This is a genomic window from Salmonella sp. SSDFZ54 (genome assembly GCF_004010735.1).
Classification (GTDB): Bacteria; Pseudomonadota; Gammaproteobacteria; order Enterobacterales; family Enterobacteriaceae; genus Salmonella; species Salmonella enterica.
Window position 1 is genome coordinate 4,222,044 of the sequence record NZ_CP034819.1, and the last position, 22,193, is coordinate 4,244,236.

A 22,193-nucleotide genomic window follows, 5' to 3' on the forward strand; every position below is an offset into this window, starting at 1 on the left:
CTGGTTTTTTAGCGGATTGCTAAATAATTATTATGGCTAAAATAATACAAACGTTAAAAGGAGAAGTTTTTATGACGCCAACAACAACACAGGATTATATCTCATTGGGTCAGGAACACGCTGTCACCTTTGGCAAAACGCAACTGACCCTCAAACCCGGTATACTGGCTGAAGGCGAACCATTACCCTGCACAAAGGGGCTGGTGAGCCATAATTTATTACCGGGTTACTGTATCCCGGGGATAAAAAAGCGGATTATTGTCGTCCCGTCACTGGATACGCCGGTTTGTGAATGGCAGGTAAAAGACTATAGTGACCGCCTTAAATCAGCGGGTAGCCACTCAAACCGGGCGGTATATGTGCTGAGTATGGATACGCCATTTGCTCAGGCCCGTTTTATTCGGGAACATGATATTCATCCTGGCATAATTTTTGTTTCTGACTACGCTTGCCGCCAGTTTTTGGATAATTCCGGGCTGAAAATTAATGAGCTCAGTATTTTTGCCAGAGCGTTGATAGAGTGCGATGAAAACAATGTGGTTACGCGTGTTAGTGTACCACGAGATATCACTCATCTTCCTGTTTACTAATCACTTATATCAGCACCGCCCCTGCACAGAGAACCGAATAACCGGCAATGCAGGGGCGCAGGCATTCTCTTGTGTGCCCCCACATTTAATATATATGCTATTGCATCACGCATAAGGAACTGAAAATGATGCCAGCGGATGGGGCAGGTTAACGTTATGGCACCCCTGAATTTCTGCAATAATCGTCTGGTAACCGGAAAGCCACTTATGACTTTGTGATTTGGCCTGCTGGTGCTGTAAATTATTTATCAATAGCTCCATTGATTCGCGGGTCTGCCAGTAATAATTATTAACCATTCTTCCGCTGGCGGCATCGGTATAGCTTTCCATCCCAATATAGCCATCAATAGACTGCGTATAGCGCTCAATCCAGCCATCCAGTTGATAAAACTCTTCGTCATACTCTTTTTTTTCGAAAATAAAACTTGTCAGAAACAGCGACATGGTATTTCTCCTGTTACGCAATATCAATCAAACACCCATCAACGTGGATTCAAAACGTAAACCCGGCATCATTTTTTCAAGGCCGTCAGTCAGCATGTTTCCTGCCGCGTACAATTCATCAACCGGCATTTCCGGCAAGCTTTCAAGGATAAACCACATCGCTTTATCTGAAGCGCTTAGTCGGGTACGTACTCCCTGACGCCAGTTCCAGCGCCGACAGGTGACGCCTCTGTCATCGCGCCAGATAACTTCGCCCGGTTCTGGCGACTCGGTGGCGGGTTGTCCTTCTTTCAGGGTATCAAATGTTTCACTACCGTCTGCGAAAACCAGCCGCGGCGATCCACAATAAGCCGCGCTATTTTCGCCGCCTACCGGTACGGCATAGCGCAGGCTCACGGCGTTATAAAGATCAACGACCGGGTCCAGCGACGCCATTGTTCCATCCTTCAGCACGCGTTTTCGTAGCGCTTCAGCCGAGCAGGGGGTGCGCTTTGGTTTTGCGCCGAATGCTTTAAACACCGCATTCCAGGCGTCTATATGCGCCTGTGCCCACGCCGGTTGGCCGTTAATTACGGCCTGACAGGCCTCTTTTAACGCGATTTCTCCGACCTGCGCATCGCGAATCGGAGCGGCAATAACATTAATACTTAATGCACGAAAGCCGGGAGCGATACGGGCCAGTTCCGGGCTGATTGACGGTAACATAGAAGACATCGCATAATCCTGTAATGACTATTTTATTCTATGATATCGACCAATGACCAAAAAAGTCAACTTATCGACCACGGCGGGCGCCGACGTCAGCACAATAAATGAAGCTGTTTCCCAACGTATCAAACAATTTCGTAGCCAAAAAAAGATGTCGCTGGATGAGCTTGCGCGGCGTTCCGGCGTCAGTAAAGGAATGCTGGTGGAAATTGAAGGCTGTAAAGCCAATCCAAGCATTGCGCTGTTATGTAAGATCGCGGCGGCAATGGGAGTGTCCGTGGCGGATGTTGTCAACGTCGCCAGCGAGCCGATGGTCCATCTTATCGACCGGGATGCTATTCCGGTGTTGTGGCGCGGCGAGAAAGGCGGCAGCGCAAAACTGATGGCGGGAACCAGCGGGCCGGATATGCTGGAACTCTGGCAATGGATAATGCATCCTGGTGAACAGTTTGAATCGCCAGGGCATCCGGCAGACACCTGTGAATTACTGTTTGTTAATCAGGGAACACTGACATTAACAGTTAATGGTAGACGCTTTATTATTCGGGAGGGCTGCTCCGCTGTAGCCAGAACCGACATGCCTCATGCCTACGTTAACGACACTAATGAGGTGCTTGAATTTACCATGACGGTGAATGAAAAGAGCCGTTGATCACCGTAAGGCGCTAACAACCCGTCATCCGGACAGGGAAGCCTCGGTGCCCGATAAGCGTTATCGGGCACCGGCTATCTTTTATTTTGTCGCAGGCGCGGCCTCCGGGTCATCGATATAGAGCGTCTGGCTTGGGAAGGCGAAGTCAGCGCCGTTTTCCTGGACAATCGCAATAATTTTCAGGTAAACATCCTGCTGTACGGCAAGCCATTCCTGCCATACTGTTGTTTTGGTAAAGCAATACACCATAATATTCAGCGAAGAGTCGGCGAATTCATTAAAATAGACCAACAGCGTCTGTTTCTGATCGATATCTCTGTGCGCCTGCAACATGTTTCTGATAGCGTCAACAATGAGGCCAATTTTGTCGGCATCTTCGTAACGTAATCCAATAACCGTTTTTATTCGACGGTTGGTCATCCGTCCCGGATTCTCAACGCTAATGGATGAAAAGACGGAATTAGGCACGTACAACGGGCGGTGGTCGAATGTGTTAATTCGCGTAATTCGCCAGCCGATTTCGGCGACCGTACCTTCGATATTTCTGTCAGGAGAACGAATCCAGTCTCCGATACTGAAGGGGCGATCGAAATAGAGCATAATACCGGAGAAAAAATTGCTCAGGACATCTTTGCCCGCCATACCAACAGCGATACCGCCGATACCGCCAAAGGTCAGCAGACCGGACAGACTCATGCCAAAATGTTCGCCATACAGTAAGACAATCGCGACAATAATGGTTATTTTTATGACCCGTGCCAGAATACGGGTACTGGTCACATCTCTACCTTTATTGACCTGTGCTTTTTCAAATTGGTTAATAATCAGGAAAAGTTTTATCGTCAGAATAAGCGCAATGAGCGAGGTGCAGATAAAATCAATGACCCCGGAAGAGATAAAACGCAAATTATAATCTTCAATAGCATTATTCAGGATGCTCCCGATGGTTCCAATAATAATCGCGTAAATAAAAAACTGTGCCGCATGGAACGTGAATCCTTTCTTCCACTGTACGTTACGGCTGAGCCAAAATCTCACGACCAGCAACGCCATACCGCAACTGAAAAGTATCGCCAGATTAAATGCGTTTTTGAGAAAAAATTCAGTGAACATTATTGTTTTCCGCTCCTTCCTACGATAACAGCTCAGAATGACCTGATTAACAGGTATTTTACCCAGGATAAACGCGTAGATCATCGATAAGTAAAAAGAAGAAATAGTGCTATCAGCTTTAATCTCAGCGGTTTACTTTTTATGTAAATACAATGTCACGTTTTATGGGGCAGACATCGCGTGATTGTCATGGTATTGTTGCTATCAGGTAACAAAGTCATCTGTAAAGGACAATACTATGATCATGATGAAGCTGAAATCGGCGAAGGGGAAAAAATTTCTGTTATGCCTGCTGGCAGTGTTTATCGTTGCGGCATCGGTGGTAACGCGCGCGACTATCGGCGGTGTGATTGAGCAATATCATATTCCACTGTCCGAGTGGACAAGCTCTATGTATGCCATTCAGTCGGCAATGATTTTCGTTTACAGTCTGGTGTTCACTATTCTGCTGGCGATTCCTTTGGGGATCTATTTCCTCGGTGGAGATGAGTAACAGGAATAGGGTATTGGCCGGATGGCTGCGCCATCCGGCAGGACGGAAGAGGGATTAATCGTCCTCGTCGTCCAGTTCAACCGGTGTTTGATACTCATCAGGCTTAATGACTAACAGGTCGCAGCGCAGATGGTCAATGACCTGTTCGGCCGTGTTCCCCAGAAACGCGGCCGAGAGTCCGGTACGTCCAACGGTGCCAAGCACAACGATCCCCGCCTGGAGGTGTTCGGCAAGATCCGGGATAACTTCTTCCGGCAAGCCTTTTTCTACATGCGTAACTTTTTCATCAATGCTGAATTTCTGGCGCAGCGCTTTCATCGCCAGTAAATGCTGGCCTCTGATGGCGTCGTTATACACGCTGGGATCAAATTCCGGCAGCTCAATGGCGATATTGATTGGCGTAACGGGGTAGGCGCCGACCAGGTGTACTTCGGTATGATTAACCTGCTCCGCCAATTGTAAGGTCTCTTTTACCAGCTTTTCGTTGAGAGCATTGTGATAGGGCTCTTCGCTTGCCAGGTTCACGGCAACCAGGGCTTTGCCGCCTTCTGGCCACGGCTGATCTTTGACCATCCACACGGGGCTTGGGCATTTACGCAGCAAATGCCAGTCGGTAGGGGTAAAAATGACCGCTTCCAGTCGATCGTGCTGATGCGCCATTTTCAACACCAGATCGTGACTGCCGGCGATGACCTCCTGGATGATGGCCTCAAAGGGACGATTGTGCCAGACCACTTTAATTTCAATGGGGACACCGGCTTCAAGATAATATTTCGCCTGCTCACGTATCCAGGCTGTGCGTTGGCTTATTACGCCCTGACGCATTGCGGTGCGTTCGTCAGGAGAAAGCAGGGTGGTCATCTCATACGAGAAATCGTAAATAGGCAGGAAAGCTTTAATTTTGCCGCCAATCCGTTGATGCAAATAAACTGCTCGCCGTAATGCGGGTTGGTCGTCCTGATTGGGATCGATGACCACCAGCATATTTTGATACATAGCCATACAGGGTCTCCTTACAACTGTCATCGCAGTTTGTAACTAAAGAGTAACTCAAATATGGTGAATGAAACAGAGGAAGCGCTTCTGCCAGATCAATAAATGAGAAAAATTTAACGATATGGCAGAAGATAACATCAATGGTTTAGCTGACGTTTAAGCGACGTTGCGGGTATGACCGGCGAGGGCCGCCAGCGCATCGCTGTTTTCAATAGTAATATACTTACCTTTCACCGCCAGCATACCGCTTTTCTGGAAACGCCCCAGCAGACGGCTAATGGTTTCGACTGTTAAGCCCAGATAGTTGCCGATATCGCCACGGGTCATCGTCAGGCGGAATTCACGCGGTGAAAAACCACGCTGCGCAAAGCGGCGGGACAGGTTGTAAATAAACGCAGCCAGACGTTCTTCGGCGTTTTTCTTCGACAATAACAGGATCATATCCTGATCGCCTTTAATTTCACCGCTCATCAGGCGCATCATTTGCTGACGCAGGTTAGGCATTTTGCCGGACAGGTCATCCAGCGTCTCAAAGGGAATTTCACATACCATTGAGGTTTCCAGCGCCTGTGCAAAGCTCGGATGATGACCGCTGCCAATGGCGTCAAAACCCACCAGGTCGCCTGCTAAATGGAATCCAGTAATCTGCTCATCGCCTTGCTCGGTAATGGTGTAGCTCTTAATCGTTCCGGAGCGGATAGCATAGAGCGATTTCAATTCATCACCTGCTTTAAACAGAGTTTGCCCTTTCTGAATGGGCTTTTTGCGCTCGATGATATTATCAAGCTGATCAAGCTCATGCTCGTTAAGTGTGAACGGGATGCAAAGCTGGCTGATACTGCAATCCTGGCAATGGATAGCACAACCGCCAGACTGAATGCGCCGTATAATTCGCTTTTCCGGGATCATAGGTCTGCTCAAGCCGTAATTGATATTTGTCAATTTTAACATCTTTTTGGTGAGCGCGTAAGTCTGAGCTATCCCGGAGAAGGAATAATTCAAGTATAAGTTTGATGAATACTTTTATCTATTTGAAAACACGTAATTTATTTGTTGTTGCTTTACATAAAAGTGTGACCGATAAGGCACTTTTTGCCTGTATTTTCATAATAAAAGATAGCCTTCATGGCGTAATAGCCACTCTTTTCGCTGCACGCCGCCTGCGTATCCGGTCAGAGTGCCGTTACGCCCAATGACGCGATGGCAGGGAACAACAATACTGATGGGGTTAGCGCCATTCGCAGCACCCACTGCGCGTGCGGCGCCCGGTCGTCCCAGTTGCGCCGCCAACTGACCATAGTGCATCACTTGCCCACAGGGGATAGCGCGCAACGCCTGCCATACTTCCCGTTGAAAAGGTGTGCCCCCCGTGGCGGTTTCCAGGGTATCAATTACGGCGAGATTGCCTGCAAAATAATCTGCAAGCTTATCGCTGAGTCCACCGGGGTTAGTCGCGGAAACGCGTTCATAGCCTTCGTGACGGTAGTGGATATTTAGCAGTTGCTCCATACGATCGCGGTACTGTTCCCACTCAATGGCCCGCAGTCGAAACTGCTCATCGCAAACCACCCATAACGGACCTAATGGCGTGGCTATCTTCTCTTCAAGTAATCTCAGCATCCGTTCTCTCACATCGTCTTAATCTAACGTAAGAGACAAGATATCATGCCAGGAATACCCGCAACCATACTCCTTAAAAGATAGTCAGGGATAACACATTTAGCGCCAGTAATATCGTTGGTGGAGAAAAAGAGAGCCGGGCGAGGCGGTTAATTGCCTGACATTGTCGCTGTTATTGGAAATAACTGTAAACCGTTGTCGGTATAACAGGGCACGGTTATGATAACGGCAGTCGCAAAAACGCTGGAGGATGAACCATGAACCTTGACGATAAAGCGCTGTTTCTTGACGCCATGGAGGATGTCCAGCCGCTGAAACGCCATACTGATGTACACTGGCAGCCAACGCGTAATCTTAAAACGCCCCAGCGTATCGACACGCTTCAGCTTGATAATTTCCTGACGACGGGCTTTCTGGATATTCTGCCGCTGAATGAACCGCTGGAATTTCGTCGGGAAGGATTGCAGCAGGGTGTCATCGACAAGTTACGCAGTGGGAAATACCCTCAGCAAGCCAGCCTCAATTTGTTACGCCAGCCGGTCGAAACGTGCCGAAAAATGCTGTTTCGTTTTATCCTGGAGGCGCAGAAAGAGGGGTTGCGTAATGTCCTGATCATTCATGGTAAAGGGCGAGAGGCGAAGTCGCATGCCAATATCGTCCGAAGCTATGTGGCCCGTTGGTTGACAGAGTTTGAGGATGTACAGGCTTATTGTTCGGCGCTGCCGCACCATGGCGGCGGCGGGGCATGTTATGTCGCGTTACGTAAAACAGTGCAGGCTAAACAGGATAACTGGGAGCGCCATGCGAAGCGTAGTCGGTAAATCGTTGCCGCTGGCGGACAGGACCGCCAGCGCAAGCTCGCGCGAACCCGATTTTATGCCTGATATAACGCCTCATCCAAACGCTCAGGATTCTGCAAGAGAACGGGCGATAACGCTGTCCGCGGTAATAACACGGAGAAACAGTCATTCGCTTATTTAAGCGTCTATTAAAATATACTGGCTTTCGACTTAACTATTAAGCAGAAAATGGTGATAAGTACATCACTTGTCAATATGGATGGATGAATATCCTGGCATAGCGAATATAGGTGATTTTATCTGTTGCACTAAGGGAAATGGCGATGGTCTGGTATTGAATATGGAGAATGTCAAAGAAACGAATGGCAATAGATATCTGAAATGCTATAAAAATAAAACCTGTCTCCTATCCTGGTTGTAGGCCGTCAAAAATGTTGAGAAATATCAGCGTCAGGACATGCATTATTCTATTCATGGTATGTACGTTTCTTTTAGTGGATACTTTACAAATAGCTTTTCTGCACGATTTCCCTATTTTAATTACGTGTAATATCATTTATCTGATCTCGGCATTACTGCTTTGGTGGTATATGACCTGCTATCTGGTAGTGCCGATTAATACGGTGAAGAAAAGTATTGAAGAGGTCGCAGCAGGAAATTTGTCTATTCATATCTCCGAATTTGGCAATAATTGCGCCGGACGACTCATCCCCGGGATTAATAGCCTGTCGGAGAATATTTCCGCGCTGGTACGTGAAATCAGATCCTCTTCGCAAACGGCAATGACCCTTTCCGAACAACTGGCGGCGCGCAGTCTGTCGCTATCCGTAAAGACGGAACAGCAGTCGGCCTCGCTAATTCAAACTGCCGCCAGTATGGATGAAATGGCGGCGAGTACCAAAAACAATGCGGATAATACCCGAATGGCGAGCATACAGGCGGATTGTGCAACCCAATGCGCCCGTAAAGGCGGTGAATTAATGGTGCGGGTTACAGAAAATATGCGTTCTATTACCGACTGTGCCTCGCAGATGACGGAGATTATTTCATTGATTGACGGTATCGCATTCCAGACTAATATTCTGGCGCTTAACGCGGCGGTAGAGGCTGCGCGGGCGGGCGATCATGGAAAAGGTTTCTCCGTGGTGGCCGGGGAAGTGCGTAATCTGGCGCATCGTAGCGCCGAGGCGGCAAAAAGTATCAAGGCGCTGATCGACGTTACGCATGACAATGTGCGGCAGGGGGCCGCCATAGTGCAGGAGGCTGAAAAAAATATGCGGGAGATTGTTGGCGGCTCCGGGCAATTAAACGTGCTGATGAGTGAAATTTCCACCACTACGCGGGAGCAGGAAAAAGGCATTAACCAGATAACCCTGGCGTTGAGCGATCTGGAAAGCGCAACCCATAGCAATGTTTTAATGGTTGAAGCGTTATCTGCTTCTTCGGATGTTTTAAAGGCGCAGGTGATCGAGTTACAGACTAAAACTGACAAATTTCGTTTAAGCCTGCCGGGTTACAGTGAACATGTTCTGTCGCGCTCTCATGTATCACCTCTTTCGACCATCACCAGGCGCGGCCAGGCCTGATAATACATGTTTGGTAAGCGCCTGTTGCTAAGGCGCTTTTTTCGCACGTTCCCGTCATTCTTTTTGCGCAATGAGAAAATGAGAGATTGCTTAACCTTTCCCGAAAGCTAGACTAACGGCATGAGAGTTGTAACGTGGAGGCGCTGTGGAAGCCATTAAGGGATCGGATGTGAACGTGCCGGATGCCGTTTTCGCATGGCTACTGGATGGTCGTGGTGGAGTAAAACCGCTCGAAGATAATGATGTGATCGATAGTCAGCATCCCTGTTGGCTACATCTTAATTATACCCACCCGGACAGCGCCCGCTGGTTGGCTTCAACGCCTTTACTCCCCAATAACGTGCGTGATGCGCTGGCTGGTGAAAGCTCGCGCCCGCGCGTAAGTCGTATGGGGGAAGGGACGCTCATTACGCTGCGCTGTATTAATGGCAGTACTGACGAACGCCCGGATCAATTAGTGGCAATGCGTTTATATATGGACGAGCGATTCATTGTGTCTACCCGTCAGCGAAAGGTTCTGGCGCTGGACGATGTGGTCAGTGATTTGCAGGAGGGCACCGGGCCCGTAGATTGCGGCGGCTGGTTAGTGGATGTGTGCGATGCGTTAACCGATCACGCCAGTGAATTTATTGAAGAGCTACACGATAAAATTATCGATCTGGAAGATAATCTTCTCGACCAGCAAATCCCACCGCGCGGTTTCCTCGCATTGCTACGTAAACAGCTAATTGTTATGCGCCGCTATATGGCGCCGCAGCGCGACGTCTATGCCCGGCTTGCGAGTGAACGGCTGCCGTGGATGAGCGACGATCACCGGCGCAGAATGCAGGATATCGCCGACAGGCTGGGAAGGGGGTTGGATGAGATTGACGCTTGTATCGCGCGTACTGGTATCATGGCGGATGAAATTGCCCAGGTGATGCAGGAGTCTCTGGCGCGCAGAACTTATACCATGTCGCTTATGGCGATGGTTTTTCTGCCCAGCACCTTCTTAACGGGGTTATTTGGCGTTAACCTGGGCGGTATTCCCGGCGGCGGATGGCGGTTCGGCTTTTCTCTGTTTTGTATTCTGTTAGTTGTCCTGATCGGTGGTGTTACTTTATGGTTGCATCGCAGTAAATGGTTGTAACAAAAGCGCTTTTCAGACCATTTCGGGTGAAAAAACGCCGAGAAATTTGAGCGAAGTCAATAAACCATCTACCTATTCGGGGCAATATCTCTCTCGCAGGTGAATGCAACGTCAAGCGATGGGCGTTGCGCTCCATATTGTCTTACTTCCTTTTTTGAATTACTGCATAGCACAATTGATTCGTACGACGCCGACTTAGATTAGTCGGCTTTTTTTTGCCTGTAGACTATCTGCGTCTACCCTTTAAGAGTCTGAATGACATTCTGGAGGGTAATATGAGCTGTCTTTTGACCTTATTATATCTACACTCGTCCTTGTCGGACCCGATTCCCACTGACCCTGTTCCCATTCCTGAGCCGCTTCCCCGTCCTCAGCCGATGCCCGACCCGCCGCCGGACGAAGAACCGATTAAAATGTCGCATCAAACGCCCGGATCTGCGAGGATACGCGCCTGCTGACTATGAGTCGTTACCGCGAGAGTAAATTGTGACCGCTTTTTCAACCCTGAATGTTTTGCCCGCCGCCCAGCTCAATAACCTTACTGAGCTGGGCTATCTTGAGATGACACCTGTTCAGGCCGCAGCATTACCCGTCATTCTGGCGGGAAATGATGTGCGTGTGCAGGCCAGGACCGGTAGCGGCAAAACGGCGGCGTTTGGTCTTGGGCTCTTGCATCGAATTGACGTCACTTTGTTCCAGACACAGGCGTTAGTGCTTTGTCCGACGCGGGAGCTGGCGGATCAGGTTGCCGGAGAGTTACGTCGCCTGGCCCGTTTTCTGCCAAATACCAAAATTCTGACCTTGTGTGGCGGGCAACCCTTTGGCGCACAGCGCGACTCGCTTCAGCACGCTCCGCATATCATTGTCGCGACGCCGGGGCGCCTGCTGGATCATTTACAAAAAGAAACCGTATCGCTGGATGCGCTGCACATTCTGGTAATGGATGAAGCAGACCGAATGCTGGACATGGGATTCAGTGACGCCATTGATGAGGTGATCCGCTTTGCGCCTGCGACGCGCCAGACGTTATTGTTTTCAGCAACCTGGCCTGACGCCATTGCGGCGATTAGCGGTCGTGTACAGCAGCAGCCAATACGTATTGAAATCGATACGGTAGATGCGCTACCGGCTATCGAACAACAGTTCTTCGAAACGTCTGCGCATGAAAAAATTTCGCTGCTACAAACGTTGCTTAGCCAGCATCAGCCAGCGTCCTGCGTGGTGTTTTGCAATACCAAAAAAGATTGTCAGGCCGTTTGTGATGCGCTTAATGCGGTAGGACAAAGCGCGTTGGCGCTCCACGGCGATCTGGAACAACGCGACCGCGACCAGACGTTGGTGCGTTTTGCAAATGGCAGCGCGCGCATTCTGGTTGCCACCGACGTTGCCGCGCGAGGGTTAGACATTAAATCGCTCGAACTGGTGGTTAACTATGAACTGGCCTGGGACCCGGAGGTGCATGTCCATCGTATTGGCCGTACGGCGCGCGCGGGAAGCAGCGGCCTGGCGATCAGTTTCTGCGCGCCGGAAGAGGCGCAGCGGGCGAATATTCTTTCAGAAATGCTGCAACTCAAGCTGAACTGGCTGAATGCGCCCGCCCGGCAGTCGTTACTCCCTCTGGCCGCAGAGATGGCTACCCTATGCATTGACGGCGGCAAAAAAGCGAAAATGCGTCCGGGAGATATTTTGGGCGCGCTGACCGGCGATATTGGATTAGACGGGACGGATATCGGCAAAATTAACGTGCATCCCATGCACGTTTACGTCGCCGTACGTCAAGCAGTAGCGCAAAAAGCCTGGAAGCAGTTGCAAAACGGGAAGATCAAAGGCAAGTCATGCCGGGTACGACTATTAAAATGATCGATAGTATGGCGTCTCAGCGGAGTGCTGAGACGCCTGCAGATTATTTCACTTCGATAACATCAAGCCGCAACGCCTCTAAGGCGGTGTCATCTTCTTCCGGCTGCCAGCCAGCGGGCTGCAAGGGAATCTCTTCACGATCGAACGCTAAATCGCCGCCGTCGACGACCTCGGAACCGTGAGTGATCCCTTTGAAATCGAACAGGTTAGTGTCACAAAGGTGAGACGGCACGACATTCTGCATGGCGCTAAACATCGTCTCGATCCGTCCAGGATAGCGCTTATCCCAGTCGCGTAGCATGTCGGCAATCACCTGGCGTTGCAGGTTGGGTTGCGAACCGCACAGATTACAAGGAATGATAGGGAAGGCTTTGGCCTCAGCAAAACGGATAATATCTTTCTCGCGGCAGTAAGCCAGCGGACGGATCACGATATGTTTGCCGTCATCGCTCATCAGCTTCGGCGGCATCCCTTTCATTTTTCCGCCATAGAACATATTCAGAAACAGGGTTTGCAGAATATCGTCGCGATGGTGGCCCAGGGCGATTTTAGTCGCGCCCAGTTCAGTCGCCGTACGATACAGGATACCCCGACGCAAACGCGAGCACAGCGAGCAGGTGGTTTTTCCTTCCGGAATCTTCTCCTTCACAATGCCGTAGGTGTTTTCTTCGACGATTTTATATTCTACGCCCAGCTGCTCAAGGTAGGCTGGCAGGATATGTTCCGGGAAACCTGGCTGCTTTTGATCGAGGTTGACGGCGACCAGTGAAAAATTGATCGGGGCGCTTTGCTGCAAATTACGTAAAATTTCCAGCATCGTATAGCTATCTTTGCCGCCAGAAAGGCAAACCATAATGCGATCGCCTTCTTCAATCATATTAAAATCGGCAATCGCTTCGCCAACGTTACGGCGCAGGCGCTTTTGCAACTTGTTGAGGTTGTATTGCTCTTTTTTTGTATTCTTTTGAATTTCTTGCATTATTTCAGTTCTCTGGTACTAAATGGGGCGAACTTTGCAACTACGATAACCGCGCATTCAACATCGCTACTTGTTCGTCGTTCATGTCATCAATCTACATACCGTAAATTTCATACACCATCTGCGCAGTTTCATGCCCCATTTGGCTGGCGATAAATGCCGGGTTCGCTCCTGCCGTCAACAGCCAGCAGGCAAAAGTATGTCGCGTATGGTACGGATTACGGCGACGAATGCCAGCACGTTTTAATAGAGATAGTACCTTCGGATATTGTCAACTGTATACATCATGCAGCCAGGTCCGTTAAGAAGTGACGGGCTCAACTGAAATTCAGGCGCTGCTGCGTCCTGATGATGGTACGTTTCAAGTGGTTTCGTGGAGTGAACCGGGACTGGTGTAAAATGATATTCGGCACACCCTTTTTGCTCTTTTATTGGTGATATAAAATAACGTATCAGTATTTTATTATCTAATGAGATAGTGCAGAGTGTTTAATTATCGTTGGGTAAGATCATTTTACCGTATACTATTTAAAATTTTCTTGTTTATTCTGGTGGTCGTATTGAATTAAAAATAGCCTGTATCATATGTACAGTTCAGACAAATTATTTGCGATGAGAATTGCTACCTGATATCTACACCTTATGAAGCATACCATAATTCTGGCTGGAGAACGTAATGCGTATAACAGTAAGTGATATATCAACCAGAGAATCACAGCAGACGGTACAGATACAAGCTATCAGAAGTTGGGATACCATACCGTACCTTTCAATGTTGGATGGACTTTATCAGGACGATATCTTTCATGAGCAAGTGTCTAATTTACCAGGAGAATATATTAAGCTGGATGAGATGGCCAAAGATGAAGAAAAGAACAGATTAAATATTTACGACTTCTTCTTTGAGCCAACACATGAAATTATATATGAAGATATTAAGTCAACATTGGATTTTTATTATTCAAATAGCGCAACCTTCCGTAGGCTGGTTAATTATAAAGTAGAGCGCAGTATCAATGACGATGTAGATACCAATAAATGCGAGGTAAAGATATCTCTAAATTACAGTTACGAAAATATTGATGGGGGGCGAGGATATTTATCGCTTCCATTTGATCAAAACGGCTATCCAATTCCCCCTGACTTTCACAACTGTGTGAATGGAATCACATCAGAAAAATTGTTGTTAGATCTATTTCTAAAACATATTTTGCACGATCATTTAAATGCAAACGGTGAAGTTACAAACGTTTACGCCAATGTTATTTATAAAGAGATTGATCCTGCTGCAATTGCACATACATCGTCGTGTTTTTCTCAGGTAACGATGAGTGGTGAACATGAGCTATTTAATGTAGATAGCGTAACTGTTCCACCTAAAAGTACTGAGCAAATTATATCTGAGGGAAAGGAAATTCAAAGGCAAATTTTCTTATCTTCCCATAGCAGCAATCATCTTCAGCCAGTAACCATTCATAAAATGGACAGGAGTATTAAAAACATTGCAGTAACTGGTTTGTTATTATCATCAAGATTAGCAGTAACATCTGGTGATTATAGGATAAAAAATGGTAATTCAGAAGGTGAGAATAATTTTTTACCCGTTAAAGAATTACAGAGATATGAAAGGGCTCTCCCGGAGGATCATCCTGCCCCAACTACGGAGCCTAACCTGGCAGGTAAGGTGTTAGATGGCCTATTTGAACACTTTACATCTATGGCGGGAGGACGCCTTATCTCAATACTCAAACTACTGGTAAAAGAACAAGAGGCAAATAGTTATAAAAGAGGCTATCATGAATTACTTGCGTTTTCTCAAACTGGGCAGTGGACGCATGATGGGAGAGCTATTGCCGCTGAATATATGTTCAAAGGTCTTTTAGTTCATTTAAGTGATCGTCTCATTGTTCTCGGTGAGGGAAGTTTCATTTCTGTTCTATCTTTTGTAAGAGAAAATATTCAACATCAATATAAAATATATGAGCTAATGGCGCGTGATATGCTGGTTCATCCTATGCATTTCAGTACTGAGCCTGAACCACTCATGATAGACAGGCCTTTATGGACAAGGGAAAGCCACTATGCGAAAGTCCTGTATGAAAAGTTTCCTGCTATTTCTGGTTCAAGCTTTGACGTTTTCTATGGTAAGGATGCTATTATTACAGCATTAGAAATAGTATCTTTCAATAGACAGGAAAGAGGAAAGAGCGCTTTTAATAAAAAAAGGATGAATCATCTTTTTAAGCTGATTCAATTAGTGATACACCATTTATCCAGCAATGGTGGTGATAGAGTATTGCTTAGCCCTGAAGGCATAAAAAATAATTTTATTATTATGCGTAATATTATTTTTTGGTGTGCAAATATAACGGGGCCAATTAATGATGAAAAAATAGACACAATAGCAAGAAAAATTGTGGTTAATAATAAATTTACCAAAGGTGTTAAATCAACACTTCCCAAAAGTAACGATCCTTTAATATTGTTAATGAAAGCTGCGATCAATAAACAGCTAAACTGGGCGGAGAAATATTATCGAGCAGAGACTCATATGAAGGAACATATGCAGGAGTGTGATATCTTAGGACTAATGGACATCAACAAAATGGTGCAAGAGGCCGTTGTTGGGCTTATTCACGAGATCAGTGATATTGCGCAAAGCAGTTGGCTGACATTAGAAGAACAACATGAGAGACAGGTTCAGGCTCTCGAATCGTTCAAGGAGAAGCTTTCCTCCATGAATGGCGGGCAAGAATTCGTTTATGCATTTAATAAGATTATTCAGGAGGGGTTGGGAGGATTAATTGAGCTGAGTTTTGATCTTGATGATACTATACATCATCGCACAACTTCCTCATTAAGTCCGGCTGCAAGAGCAGGACTTCACCTCTTAGGAACGGTCTGGAATATTGTAATGGGGCTTATCCCTGGTTTTAACGCTCTGGCTGGTACCAGCAGTATTCTTAACCGGGCTGTTGTGGAAAACTCTGCGGATGTATGCGGTTACGTACAGGATATTATTCGTATCGGTATGGAGGCTGTTCCTGTTGCTGGAGCGAAGTTCACAGAAAGAGCGGCAAATGCAAAGTATACGGGCCTCCGATTTGTTGAAAATAAAATACAAAGAGGTGTAGTACGAGCGCCGATTCAAAAGGGGAGTAATTATAAAATTATAGAGTCAATAGAAAATACAGATTTTATTTATCAAAAAACTAATCAGAAAGTTCTTGAGTTAGGTCCAGCGGGAAACGATGGGCTCTATCGCGCTACCGGTTTTGATAAAGAAACGTATGGTTATTACAAACCGTCAGGAGAAGGCTTTTACAGAAAACAGGCCTCATATCCACCGCTGTCATCGGAAGCGCCTAATACGATAAAATATGGCGACAGAGAGCTCGTTTTAACTAAAGAACCAAATTCAGAAACGTATCAGGCAACCTATTCGGATAGCGGAAAAAATTCAGCCATGACATTTTACCGATCTTCTGATGGAAGATTTTATCAAGCGTCAGGGCTGAAAGGTGGGGGGCTTATTCGCCATATTGATAAGCCTTATTCAGAGTTAAGAGAAGGAGACGCGGGTTATGATGAAGAACTGCTGGATATAACGGATGATTCCCCCTTACTGGAAGATATACTGGCCTCCCTGTCAGAAGATTTATACCCTACATCAGAAGAAAATGTACAAAGTATTTATAAGAAATACCGGAGTGGGGATGTAGCAGCAGGGGAGACCGAAGTTGTATTATGCCGAGGTACAATAGGTCCGCAGGCTGAAAATATTGTTAGTTTTAAAACAGCAGGCGGTATTGAGGGGGGCGATGTAGAGGTATTGCCTGTCTCTGCTGAAATAGCCAAAGAGCAGGTTAGAAGTGGAAGAATCGTACCTGAATATACCACGGAACTTAGTGTTGCAGACAGGTTCAGCAGGGAGCATTTTCTTATTATCGTTAAGGTAAAAGTCAGATATCTTACACGAGGTAGTGTCAGCGAAAGCGGCTGGGTTATGCCAAAAAACACACCAGTGGACCCTGTTGGTATAATTGACAGGACATATGGTAAAGCAGAAAATACGGGGCAGGCAAACGCTTCTAAGTAATCATAAATCCTGAACAAGTTTATTGTTTTTATCTCTTGTGTATGAAAGATTGCTTTTATACTTTAAATAATTCGACTTGCAGGAAGGCGGCAAGCGAGCGGATCCCCAGGAGCTTACTCAAGTAAGTGACTGGGGTAAGGGAACGCAGCCGCAGCACATGCAACCTGAAGTATGTTATGGCGAGATACGCAACGGGTCAAAAGCGTCTTTATTCTGTCATCCGTATTAATTAAGATGTCACCACGACCCGAAAAATATCGGAACGAAGAGATGTATGACTAAAGAAGCTGTAATCTTTCTATTTATCGCCATCGTGGTAGAAGTTATCGCCACGATCTCATTAAAATTATCGGATAGTTTTACGCGTCTGGTACCGAGCCTCGTTACCATCATCGGATATTGTATCGCGTTCTGGTGCCTTACCATCCCAATGCGAACCATCCCTGCTGGTATCATTTATGCCATTTGGTCTGGGGTAGGGATTGTTCTTATTGGATTGATAGGATGGTTGTTTCTTGGCCAAAAACTGGATGTGCCGGCTATTATTGGCATGTTGCTTATCATCTGCGGCGTAATCGTAATCAATCTGTTTTCAAAAAGCGTCAGTCACTAGGCGATGATGATGGTTGATTTGAGCCCGCACTCTCTTATGCGGGCTCGGGTATTTAGCGCACCACCAGTACGGAGCATTCCGCATGACGCACAACGGCTGCGGCGTTGGAACCCAACAGATAGGTAGTAATATCCGGACGATGCGAGGCGATAATCACCATATCGGCCGGTAATTTTTTTGCCATTTCCAGAATCTTATCTTTAGGAGAGCCTTCTGCAACGTGCGCCTGCACGCGGTCCGCGGGAAGGTTGAATTTCTTGATAATCGCTTCCAGTTGAGATTTGGCTTCGGCTTTCAAATCGTCCATTGCGGGGAGCTCTGCTGAATAAGCCAGTCCCAGTGAAGCGTAATAGGGCAAAGACGGGATTACAGTCAAAAAGTGCACTTTAGCGTCGTCAATCTTTGCTTCGGCTTCAACATGTGAAATCACGCGTTGAGTTAATTCTGAATCTGAAATATCGATGGGTACAAGAATCGTTCTGTTCATAAAACCTCCTGTTTAAGTATCCACTGAAATTCTACTCCCTAAAGGCACTTTATGTACAATGACATACGTCACATTTTAGGTGCTGCTCCACGATACTCTGCGGGGACTACCAACAGGGGAGGACGGCGTAATATTAAGCGCATTCCCCGTAAATAATCAGCGAGTTGACGTTAAAACGTTATTTCTGCCTTGTCAGGAAAGACCTAAAAAGAGATGTTACCGTTTAATTCAATAATTAATGAAATAATTCGCAGTGAAATAGATATAATTTATACGAATGCTTTTGGGAGTATTATACGAAATAAAAATTATACAATATCATTCGGTTACGATATTCTACGCCTGTTATATGCCTTTATTGTCACATATTCATTTTGTCGCTGGGCCATTGCGTTAACCTTTGCTTTCCAGCGTATAAATTGACAAGCCCGAACGGATGTTCGGGCTTTTTTTGTTTCCAGGCTAATCCTTAGAATATTTTTTAATCTGCGCCGGGTTTTTCCGCTTTTCCTGCCAGCAAGGCAAGAAAGTCATAGCGTTTTTGCAAATCCAATGCGGCATCTCGCCATAATTGTTCAGCTACTTCAGGCTGTTGCGCATTCAGGCGACGGAAACGCTGTTCATTAAGCAACGTTTCCGCCAGGGCATCAGACGGTGGCCGAGAGTCCAGCGCCAGCGGCGGCTTGCCTTCATCCGCACGGCGGGGATCAAAGCGGTATAACGGCCAGAAACCGGTCGCCGTTAACTGGCGCATCTGGTCATGGCTTAGCGCCAGATCGTAGCCATGTTCCTCACAGGGGCTATAGGCAATGATCAGCGACGGCCCTGGCCAGGCTTCGGCCTCCTGGATGGCTTTCACCGTCTGGTTTAACTGCGCGCCCAGCGAAATTTGCGCGACATAAACATGACCATACATCATCATGCTGACGCCAAGATCTTTACGGGCTTTACGCTTGCCATGTTCGCCAAACTTGGTGACCGCGCCAAGCGGCGTCGCCTTCGACGCCTGGCCGCCAGTATTGGAGTAACACTGCGTATCCAGAACCAGAATATTGACATTCTCCGTCAGGCTTAACACATGGTCTAAACCGCCAAAGCCGATGTCGTATGCCCAACCATCGCCGCCAATCAGCCAGATTGATTTTTCTACCAGCGCATCAGCATCCTTTAACAGTTCCTCTGCGCCCGCAACCGATTTCAGATGTTGGCGTAATGTGGCGACCTGCTCACGCCGAACGTCAGGCGTTGCTTCGGCATGCAGCGCATCGTTTAATTCCGCCGGAATGCGATCGGCGAATTGCGCCAGTAAACGCATGACGCGCGCCCGGTGCTGATCCACGCTCAGACGGAAACCGAGGCCAAATTCCGCGTTATCTTCAAATAACGAATTCGCCCATGCCGGGCCGCGTCCGTTGGCATCGGTGGTATAAGGCGTTGAGGGTAAATTACCGCCGTAAATAGAGGAACACCCCGTGGCGTTAGCGATTAACATTCTGTCGCCATATAACTGAGTCAGCAGTTTAATATACGGCGTTTCACCGCAGCCGGAACAGGCGCCGGAATATTCAAACAGCGGCGTAATAAGCTGCGATGTGCGGATATCAATTCGTTCCAGTTTGCTGCGATCGATTTCCGGTAAGTCGAGGAAAAAGTCATAATTCACTTTCTCTTCTTCCACATGTTCAAGGCGCGACATCATGTTAATCGCCTTGATCTGTGGATTTTGCCGATCTTTAGCCGGGCAGACCTCTACGCATAAATTACAGCCAGTACAGTCTTCCGGAGCGACCTGCAGCACATATTTCTGGCCGCGCATATCGCGGGACTTCACGTCCAGCGAATGCAGACTGGCTGGCGCGTTCTCCATCGCCTGCGGGGAAACGACTTTCGCACGAATTGCCGAGTGAGGGCAGGCGGCGACGCAGTGATTACATTGTGTACACAGTTCCTCTTTCCAGACAGGAATCTCTTCGGCGATATTGCGCTTTTCCCAGCGGGTGGTGCCCATCGGCCATGTTCCGTCCGGCGGCAGGGCGGAAACAGGCAGTGCGTCGCCGAGGCCCGCCAACATGGCGGCGGTAACGGTTTTCACGAAATCCGGCGCGGCGTCGGAGACGACCGGCGGGCGATGCGCGCTGTGCGGATTAACCGCCTGCAACGGCACTTCCGCCAGCGATTCCTGCGCCAGAGCCAATGCCTGCCAGTTACGCTCAACCAGATCCTGACCTTTGCTGCTATAGCTTTTGGCAATCGCGCCCTGCAGCTCAACCAGGGCGCTATCGCCCGGAAGAATATGCGTCAGGTGAAAGAAAGCCATTTGCATGACGGTATTGATGCGGGCGCCAAGTCCACATTCGCGGGCGATTTTCGCCGCGTTAACCACGTAAAAACGCGCCTTTTTCTGATTCAACACCGCCTGAACTTCTTGCGGCAGACGCGACCAGACCTCGTCGGCGCTGTACGGCGTATTAAGCAGAAAGATACCGCCGGGCTTTAGACGCTCCGCCATCTGATATTTATCGATAAACTGTAATTGATGGCAGCCGACAAAATCCGCCTGAGCAATTAAGTAAGCGGAACGAATGGGTTTTTCGCTGACGCGCAGGTGCGATACCGTGAGCCCGCCAGCTTTTTTAGAGTCATAAACGAAATAACCTTGCGCATACCACGGCGTAGAATTACCGATAATTTTAATATTATTTTTCGTGGCGGATACGCTGCCGTCGCTTCCCAGACCGTAAAATAACGCTTCAAGTTTAGCGCTGCCGGGCAGGGTATTTTCCGGTAATGGCAGCGAGAGGTTAGTAACGTCATCATAAATGCCCACCGTAAACCGTGGCTTGGGTTTCGCACGGCTGAGTTCATTAAAGACCGCCAGTACACACGCCGGGCCGAACTCTTTGGATGATAGTCCATAACGGCCGCCAATGGTGCGCGGCAACGTTTCGCGCTCGCCATTATTAAAGGCTTCCGCCAGTGCGGTCATCACGTCCAGATAAAGCGGCTCGGCCTGCGCGCCAGGCTCTTTGGTGCGATCCAGCACGGCGATAGCGCGAACGGTTTCCGGTAATGCCTGTAACAAATGTTTGGCGGAGAAGGGGCGGAACAGACGGACTTTCAGAACGCCGACCTTTTCTCCGCGTATCAGTAGCTCGTCCACGACCTCTTCGCAGGTGCCGAGGGCGGAGCCCATCATTATGATGACGCGTTCAGCCTGGGGATGGCCATAATATTCAAATGGCTGGTACTGACGGCCCGTAGCGTCGCCAAATGCCTTCATCGCCTCTTCAACATGATCATAAACGGCGTTGTACCACGGGTTGGTCGCTTCGCGAGACTGGAAGTAGGTATCCGGATTCGCTGAAGTTCCACGAATCACCGGATGTTCCGGATTCAGCGCGCGGGCGCGGTGAGCGTCGATCTCCGCCTGCGGCATCAGGTTCAGAATGGTTTCATCCGTTAGCGGTATAATTTTGTTGATTTCATGCGATGTACGGAAGCCATCAAAAAAATGAATAAACGGAACGCGGCTTTTCAGCGTAGCTCTGTGCGCGATCAGCGCAAAATCCTGCGCTTCCTGAACGCTGGCGGCGCATAACATCGCGCAGCCTGTCTGGCGGACCGCCATCACATCGGAATGGTCGCCAAAAATAGAAAGCGCGTGTGTGGCGACGGTGCGCGCGGCAACGTGCAGTACAAACGGCATGAGCTGCCCCGCCAGTTTATACAGCGTTGGAATCATCAGCAGCAGTCCCTGCGATGATGTAAATGACGTAGAAAGCGAACCGGTTTGTAGCGCACCGTGAACGGCGGCGATCGCGCCGCCTTCCGACTGCATCTCTACCACACGCGGCGTATCGCCCCAGACATTTTTAAGCCCATTACCGGCCCAGGCATCCGCTTGTTCAGCCATTGTTGAACTGGGCGTAATCGGGTAAATGGCGATAACCTCGCTGGTACGGAACGCCACCGACGCTACCGCGCCATTACCGTCAATTGTTTGCATATGACACCCTTACATTGC

18 protein-coding genes and 1 pseudogene are annotated in these 22,193 nt (G+C 48.1%); 9 read left to right on the plus strand and 10 right to left on the minus strand.

Annotated elements, in window-relative coordinates; all coding sequences use genetic code 11:
- Positions 1-32: 32 nt before the first annotated feature.
- Complete coding sequence (locus tag EOS97_RS20970) at positions 33-590, plus strand: redoxin family protein (protein ID WP_001062626.1); 558 nt, start codon at positions 33-35, stop codon at positions 588-590.
- A 105-nt stretch (positions 591-695) separates the two neighbouring features.
- Here EOS97_RS20970 and EOS97_RS20975 read toward each other — a convergent pair whose 3' ends face one another.
- Both EOS97_RS20975 and EOS97_RS20980 read right to left on the minus strand, forming a co-directional pair.
- Positions 696-1,034: an antibiotic biosynthesis monooxygenase gene (locus EOS97_RS20975; protein WP_000051812.1), complete on the minus strand. Its 339-nt coding sequence runs from the start codon at positions 1,032-1,034 to the stop codon at positions 696-698.
- 27 nt (positions 1,035-1,061) lie between these two features.
- Positions 1,062-1,748, minus strand: a complete 687-nt coding sequence (locus tag EOS97_RS20980) for a B3/4 domain-containing protein (protein WP_000097250.1) — start codon at positions 1,746-1,748, stop codon at positions 1,062-1,064.
- Positions 1,749-1,791: 43 nt separating this feature from the next.
- Here EOS97_RS20980 and EOS97_RS20985 point away from each other — a divergent pair, with 43 nt between their 5' ends.
- A complete protein-coding gene (locus EOS97_RS20985) occupies positions 1,792-2,394 on the plus strand; it encodes a helix-turn-helix domain-containing protein (protein WP_000163373.1) in 603 nt (200 codons plus the stop codon).
- Positions 2,395-2,475: 81 nt separating this feature from the next.
- On the opposite strand, the gene EOS97_RS20990 is transcribed toward EOS97_RS20985, so the two are convergent.
- Complete coding sequence (locus tag EOS97_RS20990) at positions 2,476-3,507, minus strand: mechanosensitive ion channel family protein (RefSeq protein ID WP_000493665.1); 1,032 nt, start codon at positions 3,505-3,507, stop codon at positions 2,476-2,478.
- A 238-nt stretch (positions 3,508-3,745) separates the two neighbouring features.
- On the opposite strand from EOS97_RS20990, the gene EOS97_RS20995 reads away from it, so the two are divergent.
- Entirely contained in the window at positions 3,746-4,000 is a 255-nt protein-coding gene (locus EOS97_RS20995) for a DUF2534 family protein (protein ID WP_000605645.1), read from the plus strand.
- A gap of 54 nt (positions 4,001-4,054) precedes the next feature.
- On the opposite strand, the gene uspE is transcribed toward EOS97_RS20995, so the two are convergent.
- The 3 genes from uspE to ogt form a co-directional block, all read right to left on the minus strand.
- Complete coding sequence (gene uspE / locus EOS97_RS21000; protein WP_001262138.1) at positions 4,055-5,002, minus strand: universal stress protein UspE; 948 nt, start codon at positions 5,000-5,002, stop codon at positions 4,055-4,057.
- A gap of 150 nt (positions 5,003-5,152) precedes the next feature.
- Positions 5,153-5,905, minus strand: coding sequence for a fumarate/nitrate reduction transcriptional regulator Fnr (gene fnr / locus EOS97_RS21005; RefSeq protein WP_000611914.1), 753 nt, complete (start codon positions 5,903-5,905; stop codon positions 5,153-5,155).
- Between the two features lie 195 nt (positions 5,906-6,100).
- A complete protein-coding gene (gene ogt / locus EOS97_RS21010) occupies positions 6,101-6,616 on the minus strand; it encodes a methylated-DNA--[protein]-cysteine S-methyltransferase (protein WP_000945036.1) in 516 nt (171 codons plus the stop codon).
- A 257-nt stretch (positions 6,617-6,873) separates the two neighbouring features.
- Between ogt and smrA the strand changes: the two genes are divergently transcribed.
- The 4 genes from smrA (at position 6,874) to dbpA (ending at position 11,991) form a co-directional block, all read left to right on the plus strand.
- The gene (gene smrA / locus EOS97_RS21015) at positions 6,874-7,437 is read left to right on the plus strand and encodes a DNA endonuclease SmrA (RefSeq protein ID WP_001046799.1); all 564 of its coding nucleotides are present in this window, start codon (positions 6,874-6,876) and stop codon (positions 7,435-7,437) included.
- A 410-nt stretch (positions 7,438-7,847) separates the two neighbouring features.
- Positions 7,848-9,002, plus strand: a complete 1,155-nt coding sequence (locus tag EOS97_RS21025) for a methyl-accepting chemotaxis protein (RefSeq protein ID WP_000945609.1) — start codon at positions 7,848-7,850, stop codon at positions 9,000-9,002.
- Positions 9,003-9,147: 145 nt separating this feature from the next.
- Entirely contained in the window at positions 9,148-10,131 is a 984-nt protein-coding gene (gene zntB, locus EOS97_RS21030; RefSeq protein WP_000387373.1) for a zinc transporter ZntB, read from the plus strand.
- A gap of 486 nt (positions 10,132-10,617) precedes the next feature.
- The gene (gene dbpA, locus EOS97_RS21040) at positions 10,618-11,991 is read left to right on the plus strand and encodes an ATP-dependent RNA helicase DbpA (protein ID WP_000123681.1); all 1,374 of its coding nucleotides are present in this window, start codon (positions 10,618-10,620) and stop codon (positions 11,989-11,991) included.
- Between the two features lie 43 nt (positions 11,992-12,034).
- Here the strand turns inward: dbpA and ttcA are convergent, their stop codons facing one another.
- Positions 12,035-12,970: a tRNA 2-thiocytidine(32) synthetase TtcA gene (gene ttcA / locus EOS97_RS21045; protein WP_001156208.1), complete on the minus strand. Its 936-nt coding sequence runs from the start codon at positions 12,968-12,970 to the stop codon at positions 12,035-12,037.
- 94 nt (positions 12,971-13,064) lie between these two features.
- Positions 13,065-13,217, minus strand: a pseudogene (locus tag EOS97_RS21050) (tyrosine-type recombinase/integrase); the annotation flags it as partial.
- A 429-nt stretch (positions 13,218-13,646) separates the two neighbouring features.
- On the opposite strand from EOS97_RS21050, the gene EOS97_RS21055 reads away from it, so the two are divergent.
- Together EOS97_RS21055 and EOS97_RS21065 are read left to right on the plus strand one after the other, a co-directional pair.
- Complete coding sequence (locus EOS97_RS21055; protein ID WP_001223406.1) at positions 13,647-17,069, plus strand: DUF4765 family protein; 3,423 nt, start codon at positions 13,647-13,649, stop codon at positions 17,067-17,069.
- Between the two features lie 274 nt (positions 17,070-17,343).
- The gene (locus tag EOS97_RS21065) at positions 17,344-17,682 is read left to right on the plus strand and encodes an SMR family transporter (RefSeq protein WP_000159242.1); all 339 of its coding nucleotides are present in this window, start codon (positions 17,344-17,346) and stop codon (positions 17,680-17,682) included.
- A 52-nt stretch (positions 17,683-17,734) separates the two neighbouring features.
- Here the strand turns inward: EOS97_RS21065 and uspF are convergent, their stop codons facing one another.
- Positions 17,735-18,169, minus strand: coding sequence for a universal stress protein UspF (gene uspF, locus EOS97_RS21070; RefSeq protein WP_001082296.1), 435 nt, complete (start codon positions 18,167-18,169; stop codon positions 17,735-17,737).
- A 481-nt stretch (positions 18,170-18,650) separates the two neighbouring features.
- Entirely contained in the window at positions 18,651-22,175 is a 3,525-nt protein-coding gene (nifJ, locus tag EOS97_RS21075; protein WP_001193230.1) for a pyruvate:ferredoxin (flavodoxin) oxidoreductase, read from the minus strand.
- Between the last annotated feature and the right edge of the window lie 18 nt (positions 22,176-22,193).

What these genes read in the sequence shown, in the direction of transcription:
- EOS97_RS20990 (WP_000493665.1), bottom strand. Translation starts at nt 3,507, where the DNA reads ATGTTCACTGAATTTTTTCTCAAAAACGCATTTAATCTGGCGATACTT.
- uspF (WP_001082296.1), bottom strand. Translation starts at nt 18,169, where the DNA reads ATGAACAGAACGATTCTTGTACCCATCGATATTTCAGATTCAGAATTA.
- EOS97_RS20995 (WP_000605645.1), top strand. Translation starts at nt 3,746, where the DNA reads ATGATCATGATGAAGCTGAAATCGGCGAAGGGGAAAAAATTTCTGTTA.
- EOS97_RS20970 (WP_001062626.1), top strand. Translation starts at nt 33, where the DNA reads ATGGCTAAAATAATACAAACGTTAAAAGGAGAAGTTTTTATGACGCCA.
- ttcA (WP_001156208.1), bottom strand. Translation starts at nt 12,970, where the DNA reads ATGCAAGAAATTCAAAAGAATACAAAAAAAGAGCAATACAACCTCAAC.
- fnr (WP_000611914.1), bottom strand. Translation starts at nt 5,905, where the DNA reads ATGATCCCGGAAAAGCGAATTATACGGCGCATTCAGTCTGGCGGTTGT.
- EOS97_RS20980 (WP_000097250.1), bottom strand. Translation starts at nt 1,748, where the DNA reads ATGTCTTCTATGTTACCGTCAATCAGCCCGGAACTGGCCCGTATCGCT.
- EOS97_RS21025 (WP_000945609.1), top strand. Translation starts at nt 7,848, where the DNA reads ATGTTGAGAAATATCAGCGTCAGGACATGCATTATTCTATTCATGGTA.
- smrA (WP_001046799.1), top strand. Translation starts at nt 6,874, where the DNA reads ATGAACCTTGACGATAAAGCGCTGTTTCTTGACGCCATGGAGGATGTC.
- EOS97_RS21055 (WP_001223406.1), top strand. Translation starts at nt 13,647, where the DNA reads ATGCGTATAACAGTAAGTGATATATCAACCAGAGAATCACAGCAGACG.
- uspE (WP_001262138.1), bottom strand. Translation starts at nt 5,002, where the DNA reads ATGGCTATGTATCAAAATATGCTGGTGGTCATCGATCCCAATCAGGAC.
- nifJ (WP_001193230.1), bottom strand. Translation starts at nt 22,175, where the DNA reads ATGCAAACAATTGACGGTAATGGCGCGGTAGCGTCGGTGGCGTTCCGT.
- EOS97_RS21065 (WP_000159242.1), top strand. Translation starts at nt 17,344, where the DNA reads ATGACTAAAGAAGCTGTAATCTTTCTATTTATCGCCATCGTGGTAGAA.
- EOS97_RS20985 (WP_000163373.1), top strand. Translation starts at nt 1,792, where the DNA reads ATGACCAAAAAAGTCAACTTATCGACCACGGCGGGCGCCGACGTCAGC.
- EOS97_RS20975 (WP_000051812.1), bottom strand. Translation starts at nt 1,034, where the DNA reads ATGTCGCTGTTTCTGACAAGTTTTATTTTCGAAAAAAAAGAGTATGAC.
- ogt (WP_000945036.1), bottom strand. Translation starts at nt 6,616, where the DNA reads ATGCTGAGATTACTTGAAGAGAAGATAGCCACGCCATTAGGTCCGTTA.